Annotated in this window: 17 protein-coding genes and 2 pseudogenes; 7 read left to right on the plus strand and 12 right to left on the minus strand. The window is 64.6% G+C overall.

Features of this window, described 5'->3' with window-relative positions; all coding sequences use genetic code 11:
* Positions 1 to 250: 250 nt before the first annotated feature.
* Positions 251 to 715: a hypothetical protein gene (locus ILP86_RS18545; protein WP_193762622.1), complete on the plus strand. Its 465-nt coding sequence runs from the start codon at positions 251 to 253 to the stop codon at positions 713 to 715.
* 52 nt (positions 716 to 767) lie between these two features.
* Here ILP86_RS18545 and ILP86_RS18550 read toward each other — a convergent pair whose 3' ends face one another.
* The 5 genes from ILP86_RS18550 to ILP86_RS18570 all read right to left on the minus strand — a co-directional run bounded on the left by ILP86_RS18550 (position 768) and on the right by ILP86_RS18570 (position 5,887).
* Positions 768 to 1,217 (minus strand): hypothetical protein, encoded by a 450-nt coding sequence (locus ILP86_RS18550; protein WP_193762623.1) that lies wholly within the window; start codon positions 1,215 to 1,217, stop codon positions 768 to 770.
* 10 nt (positions 1,218 to 1,227) lie between these two features.
* Positions 1,228 to 1,914 carry a recombinase family protein gene (locus ILP86_RS18555; protein WP_193762624.1) on the minus strand — a complete coding sequence of 229 codons (687 nt, stop codon included), beginning with the start codon at positions 1,912 to 1,914 and terminating at the stop codon, positions 1,228 to 1,230.
* 99 nt (positions 1,915 to 2,013) lie between these two features.
* Entirely contained in the window at positions 2,014 to 3,267 is a 1,254-nt protein-coding gene (locus ILP86_RS18560; protein WP_193762625.1) for a TniQ family protein, read from the minus strand.
* Positions 3,264 to 4,166 (minus strand): TniB family NTP-binding protein, encoded by a 903-nt coding sequence (locus ILP86_RS18565; RefSeq protein ID WP_308431979.1) that lies wholly within the window; start codon positions 4,164 to 4,166, stop codon positions 3,264 to 3,266. The genes ILP86_RS18560 and ILP86_RS18565 overlap by 4 nt, the downstream gene beginning before the upstream one ends.
* 14 nt (positions 4,167 to 4,180) lie before the next feature.
* Positions 4,181 to 5,887: a Mu transposase C-terminal domain-containing protein gene (locus tag ILP86_RS18570; protein WP_193762627.1), complete on the minus strand. Its 1,707-nt coding sequence runs from the start codon at positions 5,885 to 5,887 to the stop codon at positions 4,181 to 4,183.
* Between the two features lie 836 nt (positions 5,888 to 6,723).
* Here ILP86_RS18570 and ILP86_RS18575 point away from each other — a divergent pair.
* On the plus strand, positions 6,724 to 7,368 hold the full coding sequence (locus ILP86_RS18575; protein WP_193762628.1) for a hypothetical protein: 645 nt from the start codon (positions 6,724 to 6,726) through the stop codon (positions 7,366 to 7,368).
* A 257-nt stretch (positions 7,369 to 7,625) separates the two neighbouring features.
* Here ILP86_RS18575 and ILP86_RS18580 read toward each other — a convergent pair whose 3' ends face one another.
* Both ILP86_RS18580 and ILP86_RS18585 read right to left on the minus strand, forming a co-directional pair.
* Positions 7,626 to 8,048, minus strand: coding sequence for a hypothetical protein (locus ILP86_RS18580; protein ID WP_193762629.1), 423 nt, complete (start codon positions 8,046 to 8,048; stop codon positions 7,626 to 7,628).
* Positions 8,049 to 8,222: 174 nt separating this feature from the next.
* On the minus strand, positions 8,223 to 8,477 hold the full coding sequence (locus ILP86_RS18585; protein ID WP_193762630.1) for a hypothetical protein: 255 nt from the start codon (positions 8,475 to 8,477) through the stop codon (positions 8,223 to 8,225).
* Positions 8,478 to 8,597: 120 nt separating this feature from the next.
* On the opposite strand from ILP86_RS18585, the gene ILP86_RS18590 reads away from it, so the two are divergent.
* Entirely contained in the window at positions 8,598 to 9,026 is a 429-nt protein-coding gene (locus ILP86_RS18590) for a LexA family transcriptional regulator (RefSeq protein WP_193762631.1), read from the plus strand.
* A gap of 6 nt (positions 9,027 to 9,032) precedes the next feature.
* Positions 9,033 to 9,227, plus strand: a pseudogene (locus tag ILP86_RS18595) (DNA polymerase V subunit UmuC); the annotation flags it as partial.
* Between the two features lie 54 nt (positions 9,228 to 9,281).
* Here the strand turns inward: ILP86_RS18595 and merB are convergent.
* Together merB and merA are read right to left on the minus strand one after the other, a co-directional pair.
* Positions 9,282 to 9,947 carry an organomercurial lyase MerB gene (gene merB, locus ILP86_RS18600; protein ID WP_055990918.1) on the minus strand — a complete coding sequence of 222 codons (666 nt, stop codon included), beginning with the start codon at positions 9,945 to 9,947 and terminating at the stop codon, positions 9,282 to 9,284.
* Positions 9,948 to 9,994: 47 nt separating this feature from the next.
* Positions 9,995 to 11,419 (minus strand): mercury(II) reductase, encoded by a 1,425-nt coding sequence (gene merA / locus ILP86_RS18605; protein WP_193762632.1) that lies wholly within the window; start codon positions 11,417 to 11,419, stop codon positions 9,995 to 9,997.
* Positions 11,420 to 11,528: 109 nt separating this feature from the next.
* On the opposite strand from merA, the gene ILP86_RS18610 reads away from it, so the two are divergent.
* Positions 11,529 to 11,918, plus strand: coding sequence for a heavy metal-responsive transcriptional regulator (locus ILP86_RS18610; protein ID WP_019157635.1), 390 nt, complete (start codon positions 11,529 to 11,531; stop codon positions 11,916 to 11,918).
* Positions 11,919 to 11,967: 49 nt separating this feature from the next.
* Here ILP86_RS18610 and ILP86_RS18615 read toward each other — a convergent pair whose 3' ends face one another.
* Positions 11,968 to 13,137, minus strand: coding sequence for a hypothetical protein (locus tag ILP86_RS18615; RefSeq protein WP_193762633.1), 1,170 nt, complete (start codon positions 13,135 to 13,137; stop codon positions 11,968 to 11,970).
* Between the two features lie 345 nt (positions 13,138 to 13,482).
* Here ILP86_RS18615 and ILP86_RS18620 point away from each other — a divergent pair, with 345 nt between their 5' ends.
* Positions 13,483 to 13,845 carry a helix-turn-helix domain-containing protein gene (locus tag ILP86_RS18620; protein ID WP_193762634.1) on the plus strand — a complete coding sequence of 121 codons (363 nt, stop codon included), beginning with the start codon at positions 13,483 to 13,485 and terminating at the stop codon, positions 13,843 to 13,845.
* A 132-nt stretch (positions 13,846 to 13,977) separates the two neighbouring features.
* Here the strand turns inward: ILP86_RS18620 and ILP86_RS18625 are convergent, their stop codons facing one another.
* On the minus strand, positions 13,978 to 14,454 hold the full coding sequence (locus ILP86_RS18625) for an ATP-binding protein (RefSeq protein WP_308431980.1): 477 nt from the start codon (positions 14,452 to 14,454) through the stop codon (positions 13,978 to 13,980).
* A gap of 197 nt (positions 14,455 to 14,651) precedes the next feature.
* Here ILP86_RS18625 and ILP86_RS18630 point away from each other — a divergent pair, with 197 nt between their 5' ends.
* On the plus strand, positions 14,652 to 15,122 hold the full coding sequence (locus ILP86_RS18630) for a hypothetical protein (protein WP_127011788.1): 471 nt from the start codon (positions 14,652 to 14,654) through the stop codon (positions 15,120 to 15,122).
* Here the strand turns inward: ILP86_RS18630 and ILP86_RS18635 are convergent.
* A pseudogene (locus ILP86_RS18635) lies at positions 15,094 to 15,657 on the minus strand (transposase); the annotation flags it as partial. The gene ILP86_RS18630 and the pseudogene ILP86_RS18635 overlap by 29 nt on opposite strands.
* Positions 15,658 to 15,757 lie beyond the last annotated feature (100 nt).

Raw genomic sequence — 15,757 nt, forward strand, 5'->3', positions numbered from 1 at the left:
ATCACGGCGACATCTCGGCGAAAGAAGTTCGATTGGTCCCTCGACTCTCTGCGCCTGAAGATTCAGGATCTCCCAGTCAGTACAACCGGCGTGTAGGGGCACAGATGGGAGAACTCCGTCGGGTAATCATCGACAATCGCCTCGAAACCTCGAAGGTTTCCGATGCGACCGGGTCACACAGCCCTGACCGCCTTCGTACGCCGCTCTGGTGGCTGACTCGGTGTGCACAATTGCGTCGTACAGTCGTCGTATGAACCAGTTGAGCGATGCCGATGTCTCGGAGTTGCAGGTTCGCGCGTTTGGGCCGAACCAGCCCCCGCTGAGCGATGCCGAGCTTTCACGCCTGCGGGCAATGGAACACCGCGCGAAGAAAGGTAGCGGGCCAGCCCCAGAGGTGGACGAATCGGCACGCGTTGGCGCATCGATGCGCCGCCGGAAGGTGGGTTGGGTTGCGGTCGCGGGTATTTCCGTGATGCTCGCTGGCTTTGCCGGCTACGCGTACGGCAGCGGTTCGCTGTCCACAAGCATGTCCCAGCCCGAGCGCCTTGGAAACGGCACCGAACTCGAGGACGGGATCTTCCGGCAGTACAGCGACGCCGCGTGCGATCTTCTTTTCAGCGCCGAGGACGCAACGCTCACGGGTGTCCACTGCGTGTGGGATGACGGCGCAGAAGTCACACTGTCCATGGACGACTCCGACGATGCACGGCCGTAGCTCGCCGGGTGCCTGCCGCGGTCAGCATCCCACAAGGTCGCACCCAGCTCTGCTACTCCTCTGGACGATGTGACTTCACTGCCGGTCTCGCTGCCTGCACCGCCAGGAGAACGAGCAGCGGCATGAGGTGAAAAGCCGTGAGCGTGGCGGCGTCGCGAGCGATGCCGTTGAAAGGACTACCTTCGTCCAAGGAGCCCGCGGAGGCTCTGTTCAGCAGCACATATGCGAGGACAGAGATCGCAAGAGTAGCGAGCGCGACGAGTGCGAGCGCGATGCTCCTCGTCCGAAGAGGCGTTTCTCGTCGCTCGAAGGCTCCACTCATGAAGAGCAGCGGCAGCGAGGCGAGCAAGGTCACGGGGATGCTACCCATCTGCAAGATCGCAAGCCAGTACAGGGCCGCGCCGAGAGTGGGGGATGGCACATTCAGCACGCTGCTCAGCTGCGCGCATGTCCCCCCTAGCCAGGAGGCAGCGATGACACAGATCCAGACGATGACGGGCATGATCAGCTCTTTATCCTGAGTCCTCAGGACCTGCGAGATTTGTTCCAGATATTGTGGGTGAAGCAACGCCAGGTCGTTTGGATGAGCCCTCGGTTAGCACTCTGCGCCCGTCGTCGCGGAGTTCGCCGGTGGGCGAGACATGACGATACAAGGTCTGGCGGCTCACGCCGAGTTCTTTGCAGAGGTCGCCAACAGTCGTGTCGGGTTGGCCCATCGACGCCATCGCCAGTCGGATCTTGGTCGCGGTCATCTTGTAGGGTCGCCCGCCTCTGCGGCCTCGGGCGCGGGCGGCGGCGAGGCCGGCGAGTGTGCGTTCTCGGATGAGTTCGCGTTCGAACTCGGCCAGGGCGGCGAAGATGCCGAAAACGAGTTTGCCGGATGCGGTGGTCGTGTCGATCGCGGCGCCCTCGCCGGTGAGGACTTTCAGGCCGATGCCGCGTTGGGTCAGGTCATGGACGACATTGACGAGGTGGCGTAGATCGCGGCCGAGGCGGTCCAGCTTCCAGACAACCAGGGTGTCGCCTTCGCGGAGGGCTTTCACGCACGCGGCGAGGTGCGGGCGGTCGTCTTGCTTTCCGGAGGCGTGGTCCTCGTACAGGGCGTCTGCCCCGATCCCGGCTGCGAGGAGAGCATCGCGTTGCAAGTCGGTGTTCTGCGATCCATCGGCTTTGGAGACTCGCATGTAGCCCACCAGCATCCTTATCTCCTTGCCGTGTCACGTATACGACCGTTTGGGTGACAGTTCCTTTTGATCCGGATCAGACCGGCTCGATCGTCACAATACCCGTCATTTATTCTATGTCTTGTGAACGATGGCTACTGGACTGTTATGTGACAAACCCGGTGCCGTCCTCCGTGAACGCATGGCAGCGAGCGTCGGCGGAAGGAAATCTTCGGGAACGTCGAGGTCAATCAAGTCGCCGCGGATGCTCCGAAACGTCTTCTCGGTGCGCGTGAGACTCGTCAGGATCGCGAGCATGTGCTCTGCTGCAAGCGGATCGTGCTGGGCGAGAGTGAGTGCTCCGGCCGCCGCTTCTCGCGCCTCGTCCCAGATATCGCGCGGTGGCAAGCCGTCGTGAGCTGGGCGATCTGGTTCAGGCGTCAAGAGGTGGCCGAGTGTGCCGCGTGCTTCAATCTCTCCGGTTTCGACCAGGTGAATGGCTGTCGCGGCTGCTTCGAGATACATCTCTTGCTGCGGCCAGGGTAGGGTCTCGTAAGTTCGCGCAGCACCGACGATGCCAGCACGAGCAGGGTGCCCCGCCGTGCGCCAGATGAGTTCGATGGCGAGGCGTGAGCGGACCCGAAGTTTTGAGAGCGGAATAGAGAGTTCCTCGATGACGATGCGCAGCAGGCGGAACCACACCCCGACATGGACTGTCCGGGTCGGTAAGAGAACCGTCCCGGTCCTCAGAGCTTGCTCAGTGCGTATGTCTTGGATGACGACCTGTCGCGGAGCGGGCCTATCGTTCGCCTTGCTGCGCTCCCAGCCGAAGAAAGCGTAGGGCCCGAGAGCAGCGTCGAGCCGGCAGCCGTGATGTGGGCAGGTGAGCGTGATCGGAAGTTGCACGATCAGCGGAAACGTGAGCGCCCCGTCGGTCGTGCTCTCCACGCATGCAGGGCACACGCGGCTGACCGGTCGGTTCTTGGAATTGAGTGGCAGCCAAGCCCGCCAGTTCGTCACTTCTCGGTCAGGATGCTCCTTGGATGTGACGAGCACGGAATCTTGGCGCACATACGTGTCGAACGCGACACCGGGCACCGGTTCAGGCTGGAGCGAATCGAGAAGCCACGGCACCCAGCCAGCTATTGTCATCCGACGCACCTGCTCCACCGGCACACCGGTACGCGCCGCCAGAATCGTGATCAGCTCAGAAGGCGCATCCAAGTCCAGTGACCCGATCGACCCAGGCGCGGGAGCGCCGGGTGGAGTGAGGCCGTGGCGAACAAGCTGGTCGAGGTCCATCCCGTACACAGTGGCGAGCCTGTGGAGCCACGAGGTCAGCCCTTCGCCGTGGCCGGGCGTCGGATGAAGCGGCCACCGCTGCGTCATGGCAGTTCGCGCTCGAACAGACGTCGCCGCTCCGTCGGTCCGACGTATGACGCGACGAGGAGGGTGCGCTGATTGATCGCTTCCTCGCCAGTCTCGATCGCTGCGACAGCAGCGTCCGTGAGCAGACGTGTGAGTTCGCCTATGGTTCCCTCGCTGCGGGTGAGGAGGTAGCGCGCCATCTCTTCAGTGTCGATCATCGAGCGTCGACGAAGAGGGAATGCTGCCGCGAAACTGGCCAGCAGCGCGCGCGCCTCATCATTCGGTTCCCAGCGCGGAAGAGCGAAGGGCTCGAACCGGTTTTCGAGCTGGTCGTCGGATCGGATCGCCATGTACGCCTCGCGCGTGCCAACCCCGACCAACGGGATGCGCAGCTCGTTGCCCAGAAATCTCAGCACGTTCAGGAACTCGCGTCGAGTGTCACCGCGACCTGCCAGCACGTTGTGCAGCTCATCAATCACCAGCACCCGCACTCCGACCCCCCGTAACAGGGACAGAGTTGCCTGTTCCATTTCTGATACGCGTTGTCGCGGGCGAAGTGGTGCTCCGAGTGCGGCCTGCAGCGCGACGTAGAACCGGGACACTGACGGCTCGGACGGCATCTGAACGGCCAGCACTGGCACCTGTTCATGCTCGGCATGGGAGATCGGCGGGTGGAGACGGCGGAACTTCTCGATAATCATCGACTTGCCGTTGTTGGTCGGCCCTAACAGCAGCAGGTTCGGCATACGCTGCTTCTTCGGCCACTCGTACAGAGTCTCCAACCGTTCCAGCGCCTCGGATGCACGAGAGTATCCGATCCATCGGTCAGCGCGCACATGCCTGAGCCCCTCATCCGCGGGAAGGCGTGCGATCGGTTGCGCGCTGGGATGAAGATGCGTGAGATCCTCGTCCGCAGTCACGGCTTCCGCCTCCATCACCACTGCTCGATCTCTTCGAAGGGCATCACGCGGTCCTCCGTAGACGGTCCGCTATTCCCCTCGGGCGGTAGAAGGTCAGTCGGCGGGCGAATCAAAGAGATTTCATCTGCCGTTCCGCCCCGTTTACGACGTTCGGCGTTACGACGTGCCTTGCGGGTGGTGGAGCTTGCAGTTTCGGTGATCGTGCGCATCTGCTCGACCGTGCGGAACAGGGCATCTTCGTCAACCTGCTCTCGGCCCTCAGCGCGCAGCCGCTCCAGAGCGGCGCGGTGCTCCCACACGCTGACAGCCGGGTACGACAGCGTCCGGTACGGCACAGGCATATAGGAACCATCGTCGGGATCGAGGACCCAGATGCGGCTGATGTCCCGTGGGTCTCGGCGGATCACGAATCGTTCCATCTGGCTACGGCGTGCGATCCACGGCTTTAGCCCGTTCCGAAAATAGTGCACGTGGTCGATCACGAACCCGGTCCGTGTCAGCTTCCGCCGCACCACGGGCAAAAAGTCCACCAGGAACGCGGATGCATCCGTGACCATCGACGGCGCTGCCTCCTGGACCCCTGCTGTCCACAGCGCCCGTGGGGTTTGCCGGGTCGTGCCGTGGACCTGTCCGTGATAGCTGGAGACCGCCAAGGTCAGCCATTTCTCCAACTCGGTGACCGTCAGTACGGCTCGGGTGTCCGAATCGTAGCTTCCGCGCTGGGCAGGGTTGGAGAACGTGGTGCCCGGCACCTCGTGCACCATTTCCATCAGCGTTCCGATGACGCGTTCGATGATTCCGCCGTAGTGCGGACGCCCTGGAGGCCGATAGTTCAACGCGATCCCGTGCTCCTGGCACCCGCGCCGTAGCGCTTCACTCTTGAACTCCGACGCGTTGTCCAGATACAACTCGCGCGGCTTCCCCGACATCGGCCACGTGACCTCGACCCCCAGCCGCTCCAGCGAGGCACGTTTGTCGGTGACCATGTGCGCCAGGCACAAACCGACCGAGAGCGCGGACGGTGCTTCCAACGTGATCACCAGTCCCACGATGCTCCGCGACCGCACGTCGATCGCCACGGTCACATACGGACGGCCGATCGGCAGCCGGTGCTGTTCGTCCACCACGATCAGATCCACCACAGTGTGGTCGATCTGTACCTGCTCCGACACTTCAACAATCGCGGGGACATCCCCGCCCGCTGATTGCAACCGGCGTGCTGCCTCTCTTCCCTCCCGACCCACAGTCTCCGTCCGGGGATCGAGCATGGCGACGCGTCGCCGAACCGCACCACGTGAAGGGATGGGAAGTCCACGAAGCCGACACATCCGAGTGATCTCGCGGTGGACGGCAGCGATCGTCTTGCGTTGACGCGTCAGATAGTGCTTGCGGATCACGTCTCGGACGATCGTCTCCACCTCAACGGGCAGACGGGCCCCACCGCGGCCACCACTGGAGCGGCCAGGGACAAGATCAGAAACCGACCCCTGGCCATCACGCCACAGCCGAATCAAGAAATAGACGTGTCCGCGTGAGATACCCAGCTTCTCGGCCGCCACGTCCACGGCGTATCCACCCGTGCTGGAGTCAGCAAGCGGCCCGATGATCGCAGCTCGTTCGACGGCCAGCTCCCACGCCTCGTCAGCGACGGTCAGCAGACCGCGCCTGGAAATTCGGTCATCCTTGACCGGCTCTTCTTCCACACCACTATGGGACAACATGTCGGGTCGTACGCACAAGTAGTGACACGAAAACGACCCATACTCCCGCGCACAGCTCCCTGAACGACGCAATCTTCTGTGCCGACGACTTCGGACACTGACACTAGTCGTCGACGCCGTCCTGCCCACCGAAAACGATCGTTATCGGCTGCCTGGCGGTCGACCTGTGGTGCTCTTGGTTGCGGTGGGCCAAGATGGGGGCCATGCCTCGCCTCCGTTACGCTTCTGCGACAGCTCTGGTTCTCGCGTCGATCACGCTTCTCCCTGGCTGCAGTACTGACCTGGTCGGATTCTCGGACCTTCAAGGGGAAAGAGAAAGCCGCGATGAGTTGCCGGAACTCACGGACTACGCGTATGACGACGTCGACGTATCGACGAGTCGCTACGTCGGGGAGCATGCGGGCACTTCGCTCTGGCTCGCTCGGGGACTCGAAAACTCAACCGTTTGTCTTGTCGCGGACGCAGGCGAGGATGAGTGGGTGGTGGGCTGCGGTGGCGGCACGGTCGGGGTCGACGGTCTGGCAGGCAAGTACCAAGTTGTAGTCGACGGTGTTCAAGCACCGGAAGGAGCGGTCAAGATCTCCGAGAATGTCTACGCCTGGTAACGTCCGAACTGCCCACCAACGTCGCCTCATACCCCGGACGGGGGCAGAGAATAGCGGGGCAGTCCGAGATCAGCCGAACGGCAAGAGTTTCCGGCTGATCTCACGGAGACGCGCATACCTCTTCCCTCATCGCGGACCGGCAAGTGTCGGCCTCGAGACTAGGTCGATTCTGCGGCTCGTTGCTTCGCGATCATGAGACCGCAAAGATGGGCGGAACTGAAAGTGGGGACTATGCGATCCAGCGCACCGGTGCCGGGCAACCCGTGGCCGCACGATATGTCGATCACCGTTGAGGATCGGCCCAACACCCTCCTGGAGCTGCTCTGGATCCGGGAGGCGTATGAATTGCAGCCATATGGTGAAGACCTCCCTCCGCGGCTGCTGGACGTGCCCGCGGCCGTTCAGCATCCTGCGGTCACCGCCAAAACTCGCGACGAATGGGCGATAGCGTGGCCCGGCATCTGGCACTCCGCCGTGATGCACGCGGGTCAGGATAGTGACCCCCAACTGTTCGACGAGCTTCACAACACCGCGAACGGTTCGACCGAACGCGCCGATCTCCTCCACCGGATAACGGGACCCGACTGGCGCGCTCACTTTGGAGACAATGCGTTCGACGACGAATCGTCCAGCACCTGGTTCCAACGTGGAATGGACGCGCACCTGGCCGGGATGCCGACGCAACTCCAAGCCCAACCCGAGCGGCGCGACCTACCAGCACTAATACCGGCCTGGCGTGCAGGTTTGACGAAGATCGTGACCATTCCTTGTGCGGGTGAGTTCACGCGCAGAATCAACGACAACGCCCTTCTCATGACCGCTGCAACACGTGAGAACAGCGACAGCTACCGGCACGCGTTGGGCACGTTCATCTGATCCTGTCGAAGCTTCGGCGTCGCAAAGCGCATGGGTCGTGAGACACCTCGTTCCTGTCGCTCAAGCGCACTGGCGACGCGCACGAGTGACCAAGATTGTCCGAGGCCTGCCGTGACTCAGCGAACACCGAAGTTGAGAGATCGTCCGGATGCGCGCACCGAGTTCGCCAGGGCGGATCGAACTACCAACCTTGGTCGTGCGAAAGCCGAAAACGATCGTTTACGGCGGGACTTCCGGAGCGACTGTCATCCCGCAGGTCAGGAGCAGGAACTTTCGGCCCACACCTCGACAACCCGATCGATGTCGGGGTAGCCGGCGGCTTCGAGCTGATCCTTCACGTGCAGCGTCACAGTGAGCATGTACGCCTCGCGCTCCAGCTCCTGCGCTGTTGTGTTCTCTCGCTCATAATCATTCTTGGAATCGTCAAGCAGACTTCGAGCCGAAGCCAGCGCATCGGGCGACACCTCTGCCTCTGCAAGCGCACTTTCGGCGACGACCCGCGCTTCGTCACTAGTGCCTTCGCGCAGGTCGCCGATCCACCATGAACCGGTGCACTCTGCACCTGCTGCCGCGAACTCGTCGACGCGATCGGCAGGACCATGCACGAGGGCGCATCCGCTGAGCAGCGCGCCCGTCAGACAGGAGATTCCTAATAAGGCAATCGGTCGAGTTCTCGTCATGAGGCGAGGATACGGGACGGCTATGAAAGGACGGCTCACGGAGCAACGGGGTGGCCGAGCGCCCGTTGCAGCTAGGTAGTTTCGGGGGACGATTGCGGCCGTCGCTCGCATCCACCGGGCCGCCTCCGCCGCAAACGATCGTTTGCGGCAGGGCCTGGTGTCACGTTCTAATCGTCAGCGGCGGGTCTCAGTACGCGCCTCGAAGTAGTAGTTCTCCGCGGCATCACAGACCTTCCCGAGTCCTTCCAGTTCCCACTCTCGACCCTGGGGCGCCCCGGCATTGGTGGTGGGATCGAACTTCACCGCCTGGCGGACTTCGTATGCCACCGTGCGAAGGATGTTGGCGCGGTCCGCGAACGGGATGCGTGATGCTAGTTCCCTTGCCTTGCGGGCAAGATCGTCAATCTCGGCGTCAATCTCGTTGGTCATGCCGATCATTCTTGCGGACGGCGCGCCCGGAACCTAGCCGATGATCTGGCAAATGTTCGAATGTCGAGCAATGCGCGCATACTTGACTATCGGTTCTATGTTCATACTCTGGGAGGCAGGATGCTCGCGACCTTGCCACGGCAGGTCGACTCGGAGACGGCGTCGACCCTCTTGGCCGCGCCCGTCGCGGTCGCGTGCGGGTTCCCGTCGCCTGCTCAGGACTACTACGACGGACCGATAGACCTCACTGACATGCTCGTCGACGACCAAGCGGCGACGTTCATCGTTCGCGCAGCCGGCCACTCGATGACGGGTGCGGGCATCAGCGACGGCGATGAGCTGCTGGTGGACCGCTCGAAGCACGCGCAGCACGGCGACATCATCGTGGCGGTGCTGGATGGAGAGCTGACCGTGAAGCGGCTCGAGCTGACGGCGGCCGGTGTCGTCCTGCGCGCTGAGAGCGCGGGGCATCCGGACATTGTCGTACCTGAGCTCAGCGACTTCCAGGTGTGGGGCGTCGCGACGTACTGCATCCATCACCTGCGATAGCACCACATGCTCGCTCACGTCGACGTCAACTCCGCCTACGCCTCATTCGAGCGGGTCTTTGATCCGTCTCTGGAGGGTCGACCGCTGGTTGTCCTGAGCAACAACGACGGCATGGTGGTCGCGGCCTCGAAGGAGGCGAAAGCTCTCGGCTTGGATCTTGGCAAGCCTTGGTTCGAGCTGCGACCGCACGCGCAGCGCTATTGGTAGCGCGCGTTATTGAGCCTCGCGCTATTGAGCCTCGATTTCGTATGCCGTTCAGCAGCAGGTCTCGGGTCCGCAGCAGTTGCTGGACGGCTCGACGCTGCGAGCGGGCTGGGGCCGCTCGAGAATCCCGGTGATCACGGTGCGACCGAGCTCGAAGGCGTCGCTGACGGGGAGGGTCTGCGCGCCGGGGTGTTCGGTGAGCCAGCTGGCAGCGTCCTGCGGGGAGGTGAAGTAGTGGACCTGGTTGCAGAACGAGGAGCGGATCGATGGCGTGTCTGCGGCATTCACGAGGGACATCACCGCGGTCGCCGGTTCGACACTGGTGACGCCGACGGTCGGGTCGACGCTCACCCGGATCGTGTCGCCGCTGGTTGGGGAGATCGACTCGATGCGGGCGGGGCGGTCCAGGAGGGCGGGGAAGATCAGGGTGTCGAACGCGCACCAGGTGTAGAGCTCTTCACCGGAGACGGTGAACCGGTGCCTGGTGGGGCGCAAGGTGAGGCCCTGGCCGATGATCCGGCCCTGGCCGTCGTACTCGGTGTCCGGCGTAGCGGCCAGGCGGGCTCGGACCTCGTCGACGGGGAGCTTTACGGCGCCCGCGAGGTCGTCGATGGTGACCGGGTCACCGTCGACGAGTAGTCGCAGCAACGGGACCAGCAGGGCTTCTTCATCGAATCGGGCGAGCCGGTCGGACAGATCGGTCGTGAGGTCAGTCATGGGCATTTTCTCCGGTTTCGTGGGTGATGAAGCGGGTTGGTCCGTGCTCAGGCGCAGCAGGACAGCATCGAGACGTCGGTGGTGAAGGCTTTCGCGACGATGCGGATGCCCTCGGCCATGGTCAGGTACGGGGCCCACGCGTCGGCGACCTCCGTGATGGTCTTACCGAGGATATGGACGCCCGCGGCGGCGAGCTCGCCGGCGTCCCGGGCGACGGCGGTGAGGCCGAGAATCTCACCGGTGTCGGCGTTGGCGACCATCTTGATGAACCCGCGGGTGTCTCGGTTCACGACCGCCCGCGGCACGTACTCCAGGGGAAGGACGCGGCAGTCGCAGCGGATCCCGGCCGCGAGGACTTCCTTCTCGGTCATCCCGACCGAGCCGATCGCGGGACTGGTGAACGTGACACGCGGCATCCGCGTGTAGTCGACGGACTCGTGTGCATCGGCGAAGGCGTTCTCGGCGACCATCGTGCCGTGCCGGGCGGCGACGTAGACGAACTCGGGATGCCCGGTCGCATCCCCGGCCGCCCACACGCGAGGATTCGAGGACTGCAGGTCGCCGGTGACTAGGACCTGCCCGGCGTCGCCGGTATTCACTCCCACTACATCCAGGTTGAGACCCTGCGTGACCGGGCGGCGTCCGAGCGCGACGAGGATCTCGTCGGCACGGAACTCCTGCTTACTGCCCAAGACTTCGGCCGTGACGACGATCTGACCGGTCGCCACGTCCCGGGCCACGCGTGTGGGAACAGCGCGGCGGACCACCCGGATGCCCTCGTCGGCGAAGACCTCCTGCAACGCTTTGGAGACCTCTGGCTCCTCCTTCGACGCCAGCCGGGACCGCACCAGGAGGGTCACCTTCGCGCCGAGCCGGGCGAACAACTGGGCCATCTCCAGTGCCACATAGCCACCGCCGAGCACCAGCAGCGAGTCCGGGACCTTGTCCAACTCCATCGCCGATGTCGAGGTCAGGAAGTCGACCCCGTCCAGCCCTTCGATCGGTGGGCCCCAGGGGCGCGCGCCCGTGGCGATCAGGTAATGCGCCGCCTCGACCGTTTCGACCCTGCCGTCCGCGGCCGTGACTTCCAGCACCGGTGCATCCGGGGTGCCGGCAAAGGCCGCATCACCCTGATGGTTCTGCCAGCCGTAGGCATCGGCCACGTCGACGTACTTCTCGCTCCGCATCGCCTCCACCAGATCCTGCTTCCCGGCGATCAGCGCCGGCGTGTCCACCAGGTCCGCGGTGGCGGCGATCCCCGGGAACCGGGAACCGGCGTCGGCGGCCACATGGCGTGCCTCAGCGGCCGCGAGCAGCGCCTTGGACGGTACGCATCCGGTGTTCACACACGTGCCACCGAACGTGCCACGCTCGATCATCACCACCGACTTACCCAGCATCGTGGCGCGGATCGCGGCGGCGAACGCCCCGCCACCCGACCCGACAATCGCGAGATCAAACGTCGACTGCATCCGATTCCTCCCTGGAGTACTGAAAATCCTGCTGATACAGTCATCATGAACCTTCCAGCATGGGGGAAGGTCAAGAGGTGCGTGCAACATGCGCAGAGGAGCGAGGAACATGCGGATCGGAGAACTCGCCGACGCGGCCGGCACGACCACGAAAACGCTGCGGTTCTACGAAGACCAAGGGCTCCTACCGTCCGCCGAGCGGACACCCGCAGGCTACCGCGACTACACGGCCGATGCCCTCACTCGGATCGGCTTCATCCACCGCGGGCAAGCCGCAGGCCTCACACTCGCCCAAATCCGGCAGATCCTCGACATCCGCGACCACGGTCAAGCACCCTGCGGTCACGTCCGGGACCTGCTCGATACGAGGCTCGCCGATATCGACCAGCAGATCGCGCAGCTCAACGACCTGCGCAACACCCTCGCCGGGCTCCGCGACCACGCCGAACACGTCGAACCCGACACATGTAGTTCTGTCGACGTATGCCGATACCTATAGCCGAAGCCGACCGTCCAAGGACTCCGCTGACAGGGCGTAGGGTCATGGTTCAGAGAGTCGGCAAAGGCATGCCGACTCGTTCGATGACTGCGGTGGCGTAGGCGTTGTTGTTCGCGCCGATCGCGTTGGACCAGGCGATTGCGGAGGAGATGTCCAACCCCGTCAGGCGACTGAGAACGACTGGTGGGAGTTCCTGCGCGAGGGCGATCAACGCGCTGGTGCGTGCTAGTCGTGGAGGGATGCCGACGGCGCGGAGCCGGCTGTTGAGCGTGTCGGGTGCCATATGATGGCCGGCGCGGGCTCCCGGATAGACCCACTCCTGTTCGATGCTCTCCACGAACATCCGGGGCGCGGTGCGATTGCTGGCCGCTCCGGCGGCGGCCGGGGCGAGCTCGGCAGGGAGCACGAGAGGTTCCGTCCCGAGACGGACGATCACGGCCTGATCGGTGACGGCGACGTCCTCCGCACGCAGCTGGACGATCTTCGCTGCGCGGACGCCGAACATGAGCATCAGCCCCGCGGCGAACTTCGTATGCGGATCGATGGACGCGTCGGAGGTGACGTCGGCGAACAATCGCCAGCGTTCGTCGTCGCTCAGCGCCTGCGGATTCAGGCCTCCGGACGACGGGCGTGGGGCCGCGAGCTGGCGGGAACTTCCGTCCCGTCCCGCCCATGTCAGGAAATGGTGCAGGAACGGGCGGGGGCCGCCGGCGAGCCATTCATCGACGTCTGCCTGGGCGAGTGATGCGAGCGAGCCGCTGCGACCGTGAACCCACGCCAGGAGCTCGATGATCCCCATAATCTCGATCCGTCGCCAGGACAGCTGTCCTGAGCGGGAGGGCATCGTGTTCCGTCGCAACGCGCGAAGGTGCCGCCAGCGCGCATACTGGGTGACGGTGCGTCGCTCGCTCGGGTCGGGGATCTCGGCAAGTGCATCAGGGAGCCAGAGTTCGAACCGGGCGAGCAGCTCGTCCCGCGGTGGCAGCAGCCCATGATCGATGAGCACGGACCGGACTGCTCGGGTCTGGAACTCGGATCCGGCCTCGTCGAGGTAGGCGTGGGTGCACGGGCGCGGATCGGCGAGAACCCGGGTGATCAGGGTGCAGGCGACGGTACCGCGCTCGAAGGCGTAGATAATCTTCGAGGGAGCACCCTGGAACCACCGCTCGCGCAGGTGAGCGATCCGAGCGTCGGAGGCTGCGAGGTCGTCGGGGATCATCTCGCGGATCATTTGGTCGGCGCGACAGTGCGGGCAGAGCTTCGCGATCAACCGGGTCACGGTCCCGCAACTCGTGCAGGGGCGGAACGACTCTGGCTGGCGGGGGTAGCAGAGCGGGCAGAACGGACGGCCCTCGATCCGACCATTCACGAGCCGGTCGTCGCCGCAGCTCGTGCAGGTCTCGATAATCGGCGGGACGCAGGCCCAGCAGAGGTAGCCGGAGCCATCTTCGGCGCGTCGGTGGCGCAACCGGACCTCCCCGCAGCTCACGCAGGGTTGGCGAGGGTCGGTCTCAACCCACCAACGCACCACGAGGGTAGATGATGCGTGGTCGTGGAGGCTGGGATGAGTGGGGTGACGTCGCTGCCAGCGGCAGTACAGGACGTCGTGTGGCAGGCATGGGGCGAGGGCGAGTCACTGCGGCGGATCGCCGATCGGGCCGGCGTCCCGTCGCATCACGTGCGCCGGTACTTGCTGCGTCATGGTGGGGTGCGACCCGCGTTGCCGAGACGCTCCCCACGGCATCTGAGTCCAGGTGAGCGGGAAGAGATCTCGCGTGGGATCGCTGCTGGTCTTTCTGCCCGGGCGATCGCCGAAGGGTTGGGGCGGTCGGCGTCGACGGTCTCGCGCGAGATCGCCCGCAACGGCGGCTCGAGAATTGCGCCGGTCGATGAGCAGATCCGACGCAGGCGTGCGAGCTGTAGCTGAGGAATGAAGCCGGGGCAGGCAATGAGAATCGGCGACTGTGATGTGTCTCTGCGAGACCGCCCACCGGGGATACCCCTTCGAGTCAGGAGGGCGACCAGCGTGGGCGTGGCGCCGGTCTGGGCGCAGCCACGATCACATCGGGCTTGTCACGTGGACGATCCTGAGTGGGCCTTCTTCAGGTGTGGGCGTCTCGAACCCGTCGATGTACGCGATCGCTCGCTCGCGCGACACAGCGATGTCGTCCGGGCCGGAGTTCTCGCGCTGGGCCAACCTGTCCAGGAGGATCGACCGCCTGGTGTCCAGGTAGTAGACGACCGGGACGACGCCGAGGGGGGCGCAGAGCCGCCTGAACTCATCGCGCGAGGCACGGGACCAGAACGAGGAGTCCACGACGACGCGCTTCCCCTGCTTCACACAGTCGACGAGCTTGTCCTGGAGCGTTCCGTTGACGACCTGGCGCGCGTCGTCGCCGATCGGGTGGGTCCGGTGCCCGAGGGCCCACGCCTCGCCGTCGAACGAGACCCTGACATAGCCCCGGGCCTCCAGGCCACGCGCGTAGGTCGACTTCCCCGATCCAGCCGGACCGCACATGAGGATGACCTGGTCCACGTAGCCAACCCTATGCGGGCTCAACGCAGGTGAGGGACGAAGGCGGTGACGCCCGGGTAGGAGTCGAGGCCTGCATGATCACCTACGGCCGGCATCACCCGGAAATCCGCTTGACCATACCGCCGTGCCGTAAGCCGATCCCCTACCGAGACACCCCGCGCACGCCCACGCGGCGAGCCTGTGAGTTGGGGCGTTAAATGTCGCGCTCCTTTCGGCGTTACCTGTCATCGGAAATTTCAGGCGAGCTGATCTTTCCGCTATCCGCCCTCGTGCTGAAGGCCATGGGAGGGCCGGCATTCTTGCCCAAGAAGCACCCCTCCAACGCGCTCGCTATGCAGAGCGCGTTCACCGTGCCGCTCGGGCTGCTCGTGGCGATCGCCCTCGGCACCCTCGCGCCCTCATTGTTCTTCCCGGCCTCGCTCATCATCGTGGGCGCTCACTACCTCACGTTCATCTCGCTTTACGGGATGCGCCTGTATGGCGTCCTGGCCGGTGTCCTTGTCGCAGTCGGCGCGGCAGCGATCTTCGTCGTCCCGACGCTGCGGGACGCCAGTGGTTGGATCGGTGCTGCGGTGCTCCTCGTCTCAGCGATTCCTCTCTTCATCAGCCACCGGGCCGAGGAGGCAGCATCTGTGAGCGTTACGAGGCAAGTGTTCGAATCCAGCTGATCGCGGCGTGGATGAGGACGGCTGCGCGGTAGATGACCGCGTGCTTGTCGTAGCGGGTGGCGAGCCCTCGCCATTGCTTGGTGTGGCAGAATCGGCGCTCGATCACGTTCCGGTTCCTGTAGTCGGCGGCGTCGAGTCCGACCGGGCGGCCGCCTCGTGACCCGCCACGCTTGCGATGACCCTTCTGGTCGTCGGGCTCGGGGATCGCGGCCTTGATTCCACGGGAGCGCAGATGGCCGCGGATCGCGCGGGACGAGTACGCCTTGTCGGCGCGGACCGCCTCGGGTCGGGTGCGCGGCCTACCGGTGTCGCGGCCGACGCGCAGGTGCGCCATCAGCGGCAGGAACATCGGCGAGTCCCCGGCCTGCCCGGGCGTGATCAGCGTGACCAGAGGGAGTCCGTTGCCGCGCGTCGACGACGATCTCGGCGGTGATCCGGTCGCTGATCGACCAGCCGACGATGCGGCGGCTGAACGCGTCGATGACGGCGGCGCAGTAGACCTATCCGTCTCTCGAGCGGTGCTGTGTGATGTCGCAGAACCAGAGCCGGTTGGGCGCGTCAGCGCGGAACTGCCGCTTCACGAGGTCCTCGTGCGTGGCGGTGTCGGGCTTCCAGCCGCGCCGCTTCCGGCGGTG

Origin of the sequence: Microbacterium sp. R1 (genome assembly GCF_015159725.1) — a bacterium.
GTDB lineage: Bacteria > Actinomycetota > Actinomycetes > Actinomycetales > Microbacteriaceae > Microbacterium > Microbacterium oxydans.

Bases quoted from the DNA above. Each gene is read 5' to 3' on its own strand.
- ILP86_RS18545 (WP_193762622.1), top strand. From the start codon at position 251: ATGAACCAGTTGAGCGATGCCGATGTCTCGGAGTTGCAGGTTCGCGCG.
- ILP86_RS18590 (WP_193762631.1), top strand. From the start codon at position 8,598: ATGCTCGCGACCTTGCCACGGCAGGTCGACTCGGAGACGGCGTCGACC.
- ILP86_RS18610 (WP_019157635.1), top strand. From the start codon at position 11,529: ATGCGGATCGGAGAACTCGCCGACGCGGCCGGCACGACCACGAAAACG.
- ILP86_RS18615 (WP_193762633.1), bottom strand. From the start codon at position 13,137: ATGATCCCCGACGACCTCGCAGCCTCCGACGCTCGGATCGCTCACCTG.
- ILP86_RS18620 (WP_193762634.1), top strand. From the start codon at position 13,483: ATGAGTGGGGTGACGTCGCTGCCAGCGGCAGTACAGGACGTCGTGTGG.
- ILP86_RS18560 (WP_193762625.1), bottom strand. From the start codon at position 3,267: ATGACGCAGCGGTGGCCGCTTCATCCGACGCCCGGCCACGGCGAAGGG.
- ILP86_RS18570 (WP_193762627.1), bottom strand. From the start codon at position 5,887: ATGTTGTCCCATAGTGGTGTGGAAGAAGAGCCGGTCAAGGATGACCGA.
- ILP86_RS18555 (WP_193762624.1), bottom strand. From the start codon at position 1,914: ATGCTGGTGGGCTACATGCGAGTCTCCAAAGCCGATGGATCGCAGAAC.
- ILP86_RS18630 (WP_127011788.1), top strand. From the start codon at position 14,652: ATGTCGCGCTCCTTTCGGCGTTACCTGTCATCGGAAATTTCAGGCGAG.
- ILP86_RS18585 (WP_193762630.1), bottom strand. From the start codon at position 8,477: ATGACCAACGAGATTGACGCCGAGATTGACGATCTTGCCCGCAAGGCA.
- merA (WP_193762632.1), bottom strand. From the start codon at position 11,419: ATGCAGTCGACGTTTGATCTCGCGATTGTCGGGTCGGGTGGCGGGGCG.
- merB (WP_055990918.1), bottom strand. From the start codon at position 9,947: ATGACTGACCTCACGACCGATCTGTCCGACCGGCTCGCCCGATTCGAT.
- ILP86_RS18575 (WP_193762628.1), top strand. From the start codon at position 6,724: ATGCGATCCAGCGCACCGGTGCCGGGCAACCCGTGGCCGCACGATATG.
- ILP86_RS18580 (WP_193762629.1), bottom strand. From the start codon at position 8,048: ATGACGAGAACTCGACCGATTGCCTTATTAGGAATCTCCTGTCTGACG.
- ILP86_RS18550 (WP_193762623.1), bottom strand. From the start codon at position 1,217: ATGCCCGTCATCGTCTGGATCTGTGTCATCGCTGCCTCCTGGCTAGGG.